The 13950-nt window shown below is 36.7% G+C and carries 13 protein-coding genes; 2 read left to right on the top strand and 11 right to left on the bottom strand.

Annotated elements, in window-relative coordinates; all coding sequences use genetic code 11:
- Nucleotides 1-47: 47 nt before the first annotated feature.
- Entirely contained in the window at nucleotides 48-281 is a 234-nt protein-coding gene (locus Bra60_RS00395) for a DUF2093 domain-containing protein (RefSeq protein WP_035005667.1), read from the top strand.
- Nucleotides 282-325: 44 nt separating this feature from the next.
- Here Bra60_RS00395 and lpxK read toward each other — a convergent pair whose 3' ends face one another.
- The 9 genes from lpxK to Bra60_RS00350 form a co-directional block, all read right to left on the bottom strand.
- The gene (gene lpxK / locus Bra60_RS00390; RefSeq protein ID WP_078673533.1) at nucleotides 326-1348 is read right to left on the bottom strand and encodes a tetraacyldisaccharide 4'-kinase; all 1023 of its coding nucleotides are present in this window, start codon (nucleotides 1346-1348) and stop codon (nucleotides 326-328) included.
- Nucleotides 1349-1350: 2 nt separating this feature from the next.
- The gene (waaA, locus tag Bra60_RS00385) at nucleotides 1351-2661 is read right to left on the bottom strand and encodes a lipid IV(A) 3-deoxy-D-manno-octulosonic acid transferase (RefSeq protein ID WP_035006648.1); all 1311 of its coding nucleotides are present in this window, start codon (nucleotides 2659-2661) and stop codon (nucleotides 1351-1353) included.
- A 10-nt stretch (nucleotides 2662-2671) separates the two neighbouring features.
- A complete protein-coding gene (locus tag Bra60_RS00380) occupies nucleotides 2672-3427 on the bottom strand; it encodes a lysophospholipid acyltransferase family protein (protein ID WP_035005663.1) in 756 nt (251 codons plus the stop codon).
- 75 nt (nucleotides 3428-3502) lie between these two features.
- Nucleotides 3503-3748 (bottom strand): DUF4170 domain-containing protein, encoded by a 246-nt coding sequence (locus Bra60_RS00375; protein WP_035005662.1) that lies wholly within the window; start codon nucleotides 3746-3748, stop codon nucleotides 3503-3505.
- A 44-nt stretch (nucleotides 3749-3792) separates the two neighbouring features.
- Complete coding sequence (locus Bra60_RS00370; protein ID WP_078688263.1) at nucleotides 3793-4596, bottom strand: 3'(2'),5'-bisphosphate nucleotidase CysQ; 804 nt, start codon at nucleotides 4594-4596, stop codon at nucleotides 3793-3795.
- Nucleotides 4583-5911, bottom strand: a complete 1329-nt coding sequence (locus tag Bra60_RS00365; protein ID WP_078688262.1) for a TldD/PmbA family protein — start codon at nucleotides 5909-5911, stop codon at nucleotides 4583-4585. The genes Bra60_RS00370 and Bra60_RS00365 overlap by 14 nt, the downstream gene beginning before the upstream one ends.
- A gap of 90 nt (nucleotides 5912-6001) precedes the next feature.
- Nucleotides 6002-6844, bottom strand: coding sequence for a patatin-like phospholipase family protein (locus Bra60_RS00360; protein WP_078688261.1), 843 nt, complete (start codon nucleotides 6842-6844; stop codon nucleotides 6002-6004).
- Between the two features lie 390 nt (nucleotides 6845-7234).
- Nucleotides 7235-7792 (bottom strand): 16S rRNA (guanine(966)-N(2))-methyltransferase RsmD, encoded by a 558-nt coding sequence (rsmD, locus tag Bra60_RS00355; RefSeq protein ID WP_035005657.1) that lies wholly within the window; start codon nucleotides 7790-7792, stop codon nucleotides 7235-7237.
- A 1-nt stretch (nucleotide 7793) separates the two neighbouring features.
- Nucleotides 7794-9173, bottom strand: coding sequence for a pseudouridine synthase (locus tag Bra60_RS00350; protein WP_078689013.1), 1380 nt, complete (start codon nucleotides 9171-9173; stop codon nucleotides 7794-7796).
- 273 nt (nucleotides 9174-9446) lie between these two features.
- Here Bra60_RS00350 and Bra60_RS00345 point away from each other — a divergent pair, with 273 nt between their 5' ends.
- Nucleotides 9447-9899, top strand: coding sequence for a nucleoside deaminase (locus tag Bra60_RS00345; RefSeq protein ID WP_078688260.1), 453 nt, complete (start codon nucleotides 9447-9449; stop codon nucleotides 9897-9899).
- A gap of 117 nt (nucleotides 9900-10016) precedes the next feature.
- On the opposite strand, the gene Bra60_RS00340 is transcribed toward Bra60_RS00345, so the two are convergent.
- Both Bra60_RS00340 and ileS read right to left on the bottom strand, forming a co-directional pair.
- Complete coding sequence (locus tag Bra60_RS00340) at nucleotides 10017-10583, bottom strand: hypothetical protein (RefSeq protein ID WP_078688259.1); 567 nt, start codon at nucleotides 10581-10583, stop codon at nucleotides 10017-10019.
- Between the two features lie 226 nt (nucleotides 10584-10809).
- On the bottom strand, nucleotides 10810-13725 hold the full coding sequence (gene ileS / locus Bra60_RS00335) for an isoleucine--tRNA ligase (RefSeq protein WP_078697981.1): 2916 nt from the start codon (nucleotides 13723-13725) through the stop codon (nucleotides 10810-10812).
- Nucleotides 13726-13950 lie beyond the last annotated feature (225 nt).

Below are 13950 nucleotides of genomic sequence, written 5' to 3'. Positions count from 1 at the left end.
TTATCAGCATTATTTTTTCATAAATACATAGAAAGGGCGCATAAAATATGTTCTCTCATAATGAATGCGAAGCAACAATCCATTATTTTAATAATAGTTATAAAATTGTTAAATATGGAACTTATACTATTTGTGCAGTTAGTGGACAAAAAATCCCTATCGATGATCTCAAATACTGGAATCATCAGCGTCAAGAAGCATATGCCAGTTGTGAATTATCCTATCAGCGTGAACTTGAGTGTAATCCATATCTTAGTCAATTACTAAAAAACATAAAATAACCTATAAGAAACTCTAAAATAGTATCCATATGCTTTTAAATATATCAATTAAAGGTGATATTTCGTTTCTTAAAACGAGCAATAGTCTCCTCAAGAAGCATACGACAAAAATCTCTTTGAACAAAATCAACTTTAACATCAAAGACAATAAGATTTTCTAAGATTTTATGTAAATTGTTAGCCTGTATGCGTATATAGTCCTTAGCAGTCGTAGCTAGCCACAGATTATGAATTTTGGCCTTCCGTGCCAAATTCTTTAGATCCGTAGCTGTAAAAAAATAATGATCAGGATAAGAATAAGCTTGCACAACATGACCAGACATTTCTTTAATGGATTTGAAAAATTTATCTGGATTGCCAATACCTGCAAATGCTAAAAAAGATTTTCCAGCAACTTCATCATTAACATGTGATTTAAAATGCCCATAACGCAAAGGTTTTCCGGTGCGTGAAACAAAAAGAGCTACCTCATCACTCTCATCCAAACAACCAATGACTAAAACGCTGTCCATGAAAGATAATTGCGTTTTTAATGGTGCACGTAAAGGTCCCGCTGGAAAAACAGCTTTATTACCAAAACCACGCATTGCATCCACAACAAGCAATGCATAATCCATATAAAGGCGACGGCTTTGAAAACCATCATCCATTAAAATAAAATTACATCCATTTTCTTTAAGCCGTTGTGCTGCTGCATAACGATCAGGTGATATAGCAACAAAAGCGTGACGTGCAAGTAAAAGCGACTCATCACCAACATCGCATGCATTATCACATTTAACATCAACGAGATGTACTTTCTTGACTCTTCCACCATAACCACGTGATACAATACCAGGTATTAAGCCAAGTTCCTTAGCCACCTGGGCAAAAGCAATAACAACAGGTGTTTTACCTGCCCCGCCTAATGTAAAATTTCCAACACACAAAACTGGCAAATCAATAGCAAGAGGCTCTCTTTCCATACAGAATCGTGCACAATAACCATAAACTCCAGCAATTGGTGCTAATAAAAAACGCAAAAAGCTTTTATTTTTCCACCAAAAGCGTGGAGAACAAATATGCATGCCTATTTTTGACACTGCCTTAAACCCATCTGTATCACAAGTGGTTGCAAAAATGGATCAAGAACCTTTAATGTACACTCAAGTGCACCAGCCATACTTGTTGCTACTTCATAAGCCTTATCGGTCACTTCTTTTCGCAAGGTTTCATTTGTTAAAAATTTATTCACTTGAACAGCAAGTTGCATTGTATCTTCAACTATATAAGCCGCATCACAGGATAAAAATCGCTCAAATGTATTTTGAAAATTTGCGATATGAGGCCCTGTTAAAATAGCTACTCCAAGCAAAGCAAGCTCTAATGGATTATGCCCACCATAGTCACACAATGATTTACCAATGAAAGCAACTTTCGATAAACGAAGAAAAAGACCCATTTCTCCAATCGTATCCCCTAATAAAATATCCGTATCTATATCTGGAACGATATTGCTATTTCTAAGAACATAACGCAAATCTTCTTGATCACATACTCTAATAATATCTTCTGAACGTTCAGGATGACGTGGAACAATAATCGTTAATAAATCTGGAAAATAACTCTTGAGCATTTTATGAACTTCACAAGCAATTTTTTCTTCTCCTTCATGGGTTGAAACAGCTGCCCAAACTGGACGATTACCGATAGCCTTACAATAATGCGCAAGTAATTCCTGATCCTCAACCGGACACACCTCAGCCTTAAGATTACCAGAAAGTGCAACTGATTTTACACCAAGTGTATAATAATATGTTACATCTGTTTCATTTTGGCCAATAGCCACATCAATATGTTTAAAAATATGTTTAGCAAGAAAGAGTCGTTTGTGCCAAGCTTTAAAAGACTGTTCCGACATACGGGCATTAACCAAAATCTGTGGAATGCGCATTTTAGCAAGTTCTTTAATACGTAAAGGCCAAATCTCAGATTCACAAATCAATGCCAAATCAGGTTTCCAATGACTAATAAAATGACGCACAGCTAATTCTAAATCTAATGGAGCATATTGATGAATTAATCGATTGCCAAAATATTTCTTAACAAGAGTAGAAGATGTCACAGTACATGTTGTCAATAATACTTGTATCTTTAAAGATAAAATGTAATTAATGAGTGGTAAAAGAGCTACTGTTTCTCCAATACTCGCCGCATGAAACCAAATTAACGGACTTTGAGGACGTGCTTTTTTGCTTTTACCTAAACGTTCCTTATGTCGTCCTCGTTCTTCTTTCCCACGCATCGCTCTAAAAAACAAATAAAGTGGTACCACAGGGTGTAAACAAAAGCCAACTATCCGATAGATTGAAAGAGCCACACGTGCCTTTAACTCCATCATTTTAAACCCCTTATTTCCTTGTTTTGAGATAGCTGTAAGCTTCATCTGTCAAATGATTCATTATGCTTGTTAATTGTATACGTTTTTCTTCTAACAAAGAATCATCTGCATCTTTAGGAACAAAAAATGCTTCACCTGCGAGAACAATTGAACGCCCAAAAGGAAGTGGAATTGCAGTTTTATCCCATGTTTTTTCAAGAATTTTTTCTCGCGAAAACGCATATACACAAGGTATAATAGGACGGCCAGATAATTTAGCTAATAAAATAATTCCTTTTCCCGACTCACGTGCTTTTCCACACGAGATATCTGCAATCATAGCAGCTGTTTTACCAGATTTAAGAGCATTTTTAAGCGTTAACAATGCTTTTGCTCCTCCTTTATGAGTGTGTTGGGTTTTACCGCGCCCCCCTGAACCACGAACAATTTCAAGTCCTAATTTTTGGGCCAATTGTGCATTTATTTCTGCATCAGCAGAACGAGAAAACATAGCAATAACTTCCTCACCTTGAGAACGTAAAAAAGGCCCCATAATATGACGTCCATGCCAAAAGGTTATAATAAACGGATTATAAGCATTATATATTTTGCTCATATCATCTGAGCATTTTAACCGCGGATTCGTCCAATAAACAAAGCGCAGATAGCTCGTCAAAATCCATACAACAAAAACTTTTACAAACCATGTTTTCATTAATGAATGACGATTATCCCGCCAAATTTTTTTCAAAATTCCATTTTTTTTCTTGTTAAAAGCTTCTCTCATAACGACATTAAAATTAGCAAACTCAATCTTGTAGTATTTTCGTAGAATAAAAAACAATAATTGAATATTTAAACTTTATGATCTATCGCTTGTTGAGTAATCAAGAAACTGATGTAAAGGCACAACATAATAACGTTGTAATGCATTATCTACACTGCTTTGCGCTTTTGCCCGCCATGCTTCCTGAGCTGATTGATAGTCTGGAAAAATCCCAACCACATCCAAATTACTGGGATCTCTAAATTGATTATCATTTAGATCTTTTAATTCCCCACCAAACACAAGATGCAATAATTGTCTCTTTTCGTTGACTTCAGCCATATTTACCCTCCGTATCGTTTTAAAATTTAAGATTTTTTATTTGATTAAACTAACTTTGCTTGACGAACAACATGTATCATATTTTGACAACAATTACTTTCACCAGCAACTAAAAAACCATCTTGATAAGCTTCAATTCCATAAGAAATAAATGGCGCCTCAAGCGACATAAGACATCCACCACACTCCTGTAAAACAAGATCAGCAGCAGCAATATCCCAATCATGACAATTCGGACGAACCAATACAATATCAATTTCACCTTGAGCAATAAGAACAATACGGTAAGCAAGAGAAGGAATATAACGAAACAAACTGATTCGGTTGCTAAAATCATATGGTAATTTTTGCGCAATTGATCGATCAATCGAAATCCTATATTTTCGATTGATATTAGGTTTTAAAAGGGGCAGCTTAACGCCATTCAATGTTGCCCCTTCCCCTGTTACAGCTGCATATATTTCACCTTTAGCAGGACATTGTAAAACACCTACAATAGGACGATTATTCTCAATAATAGCAACAGAAATACACCACTCAATACTTCCAGAAAGAAAACCTCGAGTCCCATCAATGGGATCAACTACAAAACAGCGTTTATAAATAGCTTCTCCCCTCTTATCTTCTGTTTCTTCTGAAATCCAGCCATAATCCGGACGTGCACTAAGAAGTTTTTCTTTTAAAAAAACATCTATAGCAACATCCGCTTCACTAACTGGTGAATTACCATCTTTAAACCAAACATCGAACTCACATCCAAAATACTTCATTGCTAAATCTCCTGCCTCCCAACAAACATCGAGCAAAAGATTTAAGTCGGCATAATAATGTGCATTATTTTCCTGCAAGGATCATTCCTTCAATTAATAATGTCGGTGCCGATGTACCATAACGTCGATCAATATCATTCGCAGGGACTAAATGCGCTAACATATGGAGGAGATCAGATCCTAGCGTTACTTCACTCACTGGATAAGTGATTTCGCCATTTTCAATCCAAAAACCAGAAGCTCCACGACTATATTGCCCTGTAATAAAATCAACACCATGCCCAAACAATTCTGTAACATAAAAACCATTTTGCACACTTTTTATCATATCATGAGGTGATACTAAACCTGGTTCAATAGAAAAATTAGTGCTTGCTGGCTGAACAAGGGATGCAGAACGTACACCACGGCCATTTGTTTTAAGTCCTAATTCACGAGCTGAAGATGATGAAAGAAGCCAGTTTTTTAAAACACCATTTTCAATAATATTCAGTGTATGTCCTTCTACCCCTTCACCATCAAAAGGACGAGAAGCATTTCCGCGTAATCTTAAAGGTTGATCCATAACATTAATACCCGCCTTCATAACCCTTTCACCCCTTAAATTTTGCAAAAGGCTTGTTTTGCGAGCAATTGATGCTCCATTAACCATAGACGCAATATGACCCGCAATTCCACGAGCCACACGTGGATCAAAAACAACATTCACAACCCCAGTTTCTGCACGAACTGCTCCTAAACGTCGAACTGCTCCTAATCCAGCATTTTTACCTACCGTATCTGCTGATTCTAAATCAGAGAAATGTAAAGCCGTCGTATAATCATAATCTCGCTCCATTTCCGTTCCCTCACCAGCAAGAGCACTACAAGAACGCGAAAAATAGCTGGAACAATAAGATCCATAAAAACCATCACTATTCACAAGAACAAACCCATTCTTGCCATAAGCTGTTGCTGCACCGCCAGAATTGCTCACACCCTTTACATCAAGGGCTGCTGCTTCCATTTGCAAAGCATCTTGTGTTAAAAAATGACTTTGTGGAACAAAATGATCAAAAAGATCAAGATCTTTAGGATGAGTAACTAAACACTCTTTATCCGCCAAACCTTCAAATAAACTATCAGGCGAGGCTTTAGCCATTGCAATAACACGTTCTGCTAATTCTTGCGGATTAACAACAAAATTAGCAGAAACACTTGCCACTTTTTTACCAACAAAAACCCTCAATGTAAAATCATCACTTTCTGAAGCTTCAGTCGATTCTACTTTGCCAAGACGAACTGCTACACAAACAGAATTTGAGTGGATAACAACAGCATCAGCAGCATCTGCTCCAAAACGCTTTGCCGCTTCAACCAACGAACTAGCTTTATCAAGCTGTTTTTTGTTCATCTTCCTAAATATCCTTTAAATAGTAATTATTCATTCTTAATAAGAAATTTTAAATGAAAAATATAATTTTTGTCTATTTATAGTTAAAAGTTATAAGCCACTATGTATCATTTTTCTTTCAACTAATTCAGAAATTTGCCTTTTAGCTTTTTCACGAAACGGCTCTACACGTTTTAAAATTTCTTTGACTTCAAAAAAATTTAAAATTTGGATCCCATTAACAGGAGGACATAATAAAAGATCTAATTTTGCACACTGCAAACGTGCTGTCACAAGCGCTTGTTGTCCTATAATACCTGTAGCAACAAGACTTTCAGAAACAGAAAAGTGTCCATTTTTACATTCAATAATCGGAAGCCCTGTAACATCAACACCAATTGAAAGATCAACTGATTCAGTAAAACAATCAAAAGGGACTGGATTACAAATCGCCCCATCAATCAAAAAATCATGATTGCGTAAAACAGGCCTAAATAAACCAGGAAGAGCAGAAGAAGCTGCCAAAGCAGAACGCAAATCTCCTTCTTGAATAATGACCATCTCTGCTGTTTTTAAATTTGAAGCTACAGCACAAAAAGGAATTTCTAATGCACAAAAATCTCTCGGAAAGTTCAATGGTAAAAAATTTTCTAAAATTAACTCCAAATTAAATTGAAAAAGATGGAAACTGCATTCACAAAGCGCTCTCCATGACGTCGGCATTAAAGACCATAAACGCTTTAAAATATCATTTGAGTTAGAAAAAGTTGATAAAAAATACTCTTTCCAATCAGTCTCTGTCATTCCGGAAGCCACACCAGCACCAACAATAGAACCAATAGAAGATCCTGCAATAACATTTGGTTTCAAGCCTAAATCTTCGAATGCCCCAATCACTGGAAGATGACCTAAACCACGAGCCCCTCCACCACCGAATGCCACACCAATTTTCACTCTATCTCTCCTACAGCGTGCTTCAATTCCCAAGTAAATACAAAAGAAATGTTGCCTTCTATGGTTACTATTTCTTATGTTTATAGAAGTCTTTGAGAAACGACAATAAAAATATGCACTCTTTATCTTCCTTTTAGTTCATCCACTAATCTCAGATAATGCCAGGTGATCTGAGTGATAACTCGAATACCAATTCCTCAATCACACTATCTTTATTCATTGATCAAAATGAAACTCTTTTGCAAAAATAGCTATTTTCTTTTCCTCAAAATCTTTAACCAAACCAGAAAAAATCCTGCAATAACGGAATAACTGCTTTATAAAGAAATATTGTAAAACTATGTAGAATAATCTTGTGTCACTTTATAAAAAAAATTTCTCAAATATACATTACTGTTGAAGTCTATAGATCCGTATTACTGTATCACTATAAAAACGCTCATCATCCAAATAAAATGGATCGGGCAAATTGATAATCGCTTCTTTTGCTTCTTCAAGAATAAAAAGTGTTTCAGTTTTTGCCCATCCTCCTTTAAGAGCTTGAATAAAAGCCTTCTCACCCAACGAAAAACCATAAGGAGGATCCGCAAAAATAACATCAAATGGAAGCATTGTCCCAATATTTCCAAGTTTGGTTGCATCACGGCGTAAAATTCGCCCAACGCCTTGCAACCCTAAAGTTTCAATATTCTTTTGAATTAAACTGCGCCCCTCTATTGTATTTTCAACAAAAACAGCGGTCTTTGCTCCACGTGAAAGCGCTTCAATTCCTAAAGCACCAGTGCCAGCGAAAAGATCAAGAACACGCCTATTTACCCAAAAATTTTCTTCCCGACTCGTAAGAATATTAAAAAGACTTTCACGCGTACGATCAGTTGTTGGGCGAATGGATAGACCAAGAGGTTTTGCCAAAATACGCCCCGAAAACTTACCACCGATAACCCGCACTTTATCCTCCAGATCGCTGAGATACTCTTGCACCATTATTATATTTCTTAAATTTTTTCATGGCCTTATCAAATGGCCTAGATTTCCTCTTATTATTCAAAAAATGTTCATCACGATCGTCTTGAATAACCTTTCTCTCTTTTTTTAATAATTGATCTTTCTTGCTAAAAATACGTGATTCAACAGAGGATGTTTTGCTATGTTTTTTAGAAAAATTAATGCATTTAGCTTTTTCTACTTGTCTTTCTGATCGTTTTTCTTTCCCTCTATCAGTAGATCTCTTACCAACCCAATTACTTTTACGATCATAATAATTATCTGTATCAGAAGAGGACTTTTTACGTACAATCTTCGGACAAGCACCAGGAGCCATCCAGACATTAGAACAACGTGAACGTAAAAAAGCACGCTCTTCCTTCCCACCTTTGTTTTGCTCTTTACCCCTTAATTTTTCATCAATTTTTTTACTCAATCGTACCTGACTGTGCCCTAAAAATCTGCTTTTTTTCCCATACGATAGATTTTCTTTGCTAGAAACAATCCAATTATCCTTAATCACAGGAGGTTTTGTAATGTTTTGTTTTTCACTAACAGCAGAATTTGAAAAAGGCTTTAAAATAGGCGCATCAAAATCCGCATTAGCTTGCATAATCAAACGCTCTCCTAATTGATCACGCAACATTCGACCTTTTAATTCACGAACTGCACCTTCTTTTAAATCAGACAACTGAAACGGACCATAAGACACCCGAATTAAGCGATTAACAGATAATCCTAAAGCTCCCAAAACATTCTTGATTTCACGATTTTTTCCTTCACGCAAAGCTACAGAAAGCCATACATTTGATCCCTGCTCACGTTCAATCGAAGCTTCAATTGAACCATAAAAAATCCCATTAACTGCAATACCATTCTTTAAATCTTGAAGTGCACTCTGTTTAACTTTTCCATGAGCACGAACCCGATATTTGCGCACCCATCCCGTTAAAGGAAGTTCTAATACACGTGCTAAACCACCATCATTGGTTAAAAGCAAAAGTCCTTCTGTATTAATATCAAGCCTCCCCACAGAAAGAACACGAGGCATACCTTTTGGCAAATTATCAAATACTGTTGGTCTCCCTTGAGGATCACGATTAGTCGTAACAAATCCTATTGGTTTGTAATAAAGCCATAGCCTCGTTCGTTCTATAGGAGGTAAAGGCTTACCATCAACCATAATAACATCAGAGCGAGTAACATTAAAAGCAGGCGTAGTGACAACTGCACCATTAACAACAATACGACCTGCAGCAATCATCATTTCTGCGTCACGGCGTGATGCTAATCCAGCACGCGCTAACCTTTTAGCAATTCGTTCACTTTCACTCTTTTCACTCACTCTCTTTTCATTTCTATTTTTTTCAAATTGTATAGAAAATTTATCACGCATACTATGTCGTTTATTCTGAACAGAAGGAGAAGTGCAGTCAGTCATCATATTTTATCCTTTGATATCCCTAAGGTCCCATTTACTTTTAAAGCAGCTCTTAACATTTTTAAGATGTAATGAAACCATTTCATTACCAAATGAGACATAATAAAAAAGCTTGCTCACTTCGTAGACCTCTTTAATATAGCTTTTTGGTTACTTATACTTCAATGGAAGAATAATATGAGACTTACTCCCATGGAAATAGCTCTTTTAGAAGCACAATCAGCAAAAAAACAAGATGAAATCCCCGTAGGGGCAGTTATCACACATGGTCAAACAATCATCGCACGTGCCGGTAATTACATAAAAAACCCACACGATCCTACAGGACACGCAGAAATGCGTGTTATTCGTATAGCTTGTCAAATTTTCAAAAGTGAAAGAATTCCTGAATGCGATATTTATGTAACACTCGAACCATGTGCAATGTGTGCCGCAGCCATTTCATTTGCACGCATAAGAAACCTGTATTATGCAACGAGCGATTCAAAAGGTGGCGCTGTTGAACACGGACCGCGTTTCTACCAACAACCAACCTGCCACCATAGGCCTAATGTTTATTCTGGTTTTAAAGAAAAAGAAGCCTCTCAATTGCTTAAAGATTTTTTTATACAAAAACGACATCAAAAATAAACTTTATTTCAACCTGAATCTCTAATCTTTAAACGACATCCCCCTTTTTTAACCCCTTATTGCTTTCTACTGGCAAACGGATATTCCTTTTTCACATATTTTTTTATTTCTTGTTCTTTACCTTTTTGGCCCTGCAGGTGCGGTTACTGCTGGTTGACGATAAATTAAAGGCGGCTCACTAAGATACCGACGATAATTTGCACTCCCACCAGCAGCCTCCTTCCGCCGACGCAAATATTCCTCACGTTGTTGTTTCTCATTAAGCTGTACAATACCCTCTGGATCATCAAGATTTGTACGATCTTTTCTTACTAATTTTTTATCTGAAGAATTACCATGAGAATTTACTCTATTAGCCTCCACTCCGCCTCGCAAATTCTTCTGAAACTGTCCTGACACCTCCATCTCATTATGAGAATTAATCTCCGTACTATCTATCTGAGGTGGAGGTAAAACTACATGTGCATTAGGTTCTGGGAAGACAAGTTTTGAACGCTGTTTCATCACAATTTGACTATTTTTATTTTTTGATCTTAAGGAAGCAAGATTAGTTATATCATCAAAAAATTGTAATGAAGCCGTTTTATCTGTACCATAAGTAGGAGCAGACAAATTACACCCCGTCAATATACAACATACACTCAGCGTGCTTGCTAAAAATATTTTCATTGCATATCTATTCATTGCTCACTCACTTCCTTAAGCGCACAGTTCACTGACATTATTATGACTCTTTGGAGACTGCCAACAACACACAAATCGCCTATTCATAGACAAAACAACGCATTTCATTTCTAACATAAATTTCCTCTTCATCAATGATAGAATCTAAGTGATGTTAAATTTATTGAATACTACCCTTTCAAATGACCCTATTCAAAGCATCTTCTACTGATATATGCTAAACCTCTTAAATTTTGCCAAGTGCTTGTAATTCTCGCAAAGCAGCTGCATCACGAGCAGAAACATCAGGATAATTTGGATCACTCCCAACATCTTGTGTATAACGCCATGATCGAGCACATTTAGTACCCACCGCCTTATTCGAGCAGACACCGACACCTTCAACATCACTCAAAATAAAAGCATCCGCAGGAGGTATATCTTGAACGATTGTTAAAGCACTGGTAATACAAATCTCTGCCATATCTAAATTGTTCAAAGATTCTAATAAAACAGGGTTAGAAATAAAAACAATAGGCGCCGTTTCTAAAGATGATCCAATCCGTCTATTTACTCGCTCAATCTCTAAAGCACCTGTTACAACTTTACGAACCTGTCTGATTTTTTTCCAACGTTCTGCTAAAAGTTCATTTTTCCATTCTGTCAGTATAGGGCGAAACTGTTGTAAGTGCACCGAACAACTTTCTGGATAACGTTCTAACCATGCTTCCTCCATTGTAAAAGGTAACATTGGAGCAAGCCATGTTACCATTCGATCAAAAATCTCACGAATAACTTGTAAAGAAGCTTTACGCTTTTTTGATGAAGGGGGATCACAATAAAGAGTATCTTTACGAATATCAAAATAAAACGCAGATAACTCAACAATTGAAAAATCCAATAATGCACGCATAATTTTCTTAAAATCAAACTCATCATAAGATCGATTAATCAACTGATCAAGTTCATAAAGTCGGTGCAATATCAATTTTTCAAGATCCGGTAGTGTACAATAGGGTATTTCTTCTCCTTCATCATACACTAAAATACCAAGCATCCAACGAATTGCATTTCGCAATTTGCGATATGAATCCACATTTGTTTGAAGAATCTTTTTACCCAAACGCTGATCTTCCCAATAGTCAGTTGTCATCACCCAAAGACGAAAAATATCAGCACCAGATGTTTTAATGATATCTTGTGGCATAATCGTATTGCCCAAAGACTTAGACATTTTTTTGCCATTCTCATCCAAAGTAAAACCATGTGTAACAACAGTTTTATAGGGTGAACAAGCTCGTGTCCCACAACTTTCTAAAAGAGAAGACTGAAACCATCCACGATGCTGATCAGATCCCTCAAAATAAACATCAGCAGGCCATTTCAAGTCAGCACGATCTTCTAGCACAAAACTATGACTTGCTCCAGAATCAAACCAAACATCCAAAATATCATACACTTGTACCCAACTCTCATGGGCACGTTCATTTAAAAAACGCTCTCGAGCCCCTTCTGCAAACCATGCATCTGCCCCTTCTGCTTCAAAAGCTTGTAAAATACGCTTATTCACTCGCTCATCTTTAAGAATAAGCCCATCTTCATTAACAAAAATACAAATTGGAACACCCCAAGCACGCTGACGAGAAAGCACCCAATCTGGACGATCTGTAATCATAGAAGCCAAACGATTTTGGGCGGAAGGTGGAACAAAACGTGTCGTCATAACAGCTTCCAAAGCTCGGCTGCGTAAGGTTGAACCATCACCAAGGTCTTTATCCATTGCAATAAACCATTGAGGCGTATTCCGAAAAATAATTGGCTTTTTTGAACGCCAACTATGAGGATAAGAATGTTTTAAGCGACCACGCGCAAATAATAGTCCTGCTTTCATTAAAGCATTAATAACTTCTTTATTAGCACTCCCCATTTTTCCATTATCATCAATAACGCGGATAGCCCCTTCCTTACGATCTGGTCCAAAACCAGGAGCATCCTTCGTATAAAAACCTGCATCATCAACGGGAAAAGGTATAGTAGTGTCAATACCAGCTTGCTCCAATACAGACTTATAAGCATTCCAAATTTCAAAATCCTCACGCCCATGGCTAGGTGCTGTATGGACAAAACCTGTACCAGCACTCTCTGTCACATGGGAGCCATCAAGCATCGCAATCTTATGGTTATATCCCCCAGCCAAACCTTTAAGCGGATGAGAAAGAATAAGAGTTTTAAGTTCATCAGCACACACAGAACGCAAACGTTTTAAAATAAGTTTCGCTTTTGCTGCACAATTCTCAACTAAAGCATCAGCAAAAAGAAGCTTTTCCCCAGCTTGAGGTCCAAAATCATTTTCTGCACTTTCAACAAGATAAACGCCATAAGAAATTTGTGAAGAATAACTAACCGCACGATTACCAGGAATTGTCCATGGCGTCGTTGTCCAAATTACAACATAGGTATCATATAAATCATGAAAACACGTTTCCAAAATAGGAAATTTAACCCAGATAACATCAGATTCATGATCATGATATTCAATTTCTGCTTCAGCCAAAGCTGTACGCTCAACAACAGACCACATCACAGGTTTTGAACCACAATAAAGTTGATCAGACATAGCAAATTTTATTAATTCGTTAGCAATACGTGCTTCTGAATGAAATGCCATTGTTGTATAAGGATTTTTAAAATTTCCTATAATACCAAGTCTCTTAAATTCTTCACTTTGAACTGTTATCCAAGACTGTGCAAAATCGCGACATTCCTGACGAAATTCACTAAGAAGAACATCATCCTTACTTTTCCCTTGCGCGCGATACTTTTCCTCAATTTTCCACTCAATTGGAAGTCCGTGACAGTCCCAACCAGGAACATAATTCGCATTAAAACCCCGCATTTGAAACGAACGGACAATAACATCCTTTAAAACTTTGTTTAAAGCATGTCCAATATGAATATTGCCATTTGCATAAGGTGGACCATCATGAAGAATGTAAAATGGACGATCTTTTGCTTGTTGCCGCAATTGAGTATAGAGATCTATCTCTTCCCATCGTCTTATTAATTCAAGCTCTTTTTGTGGTAACCCTGCACGCATAGGAAAATCAGTTTTGGGCAAATAAAGAGTTTTTGAGTAATCTATTACTTCATTTTTCACAGACATTGTGAAATATTCCTGTCCACTTTTACTATTTTAGTTTTGTATCATTTCCCTGAACCCTGAAACTATAGCTACCCACTCTATAAGGAGTCTGGACTAATAATTCGTATTCAGCAGTGATCAAGAATACATAATATTGTAAATTTTATCATGAAACTATTAAAAAAGAAAACAAAAAATAACTCTCAAAAAAAAGACCCTGCATAAGCAGAATCTTTTCGCAATAAA

The organism is Bartonella sp. Raccoon60 (genome assembly GCF_002022585.1).
GTDB classification, from domain to species: Bacteria; Pseudomonadota; Alphaproteobacteria; order Rhizobiales; family Rhizobiaceae; genus Bartonella; species Bartonella rochalimae.
The sequence above is the reverse complement of the archived record's forward strand: the minus strand, read 5'-3'. Positions and strand labels throughout refer to the sequence as shown.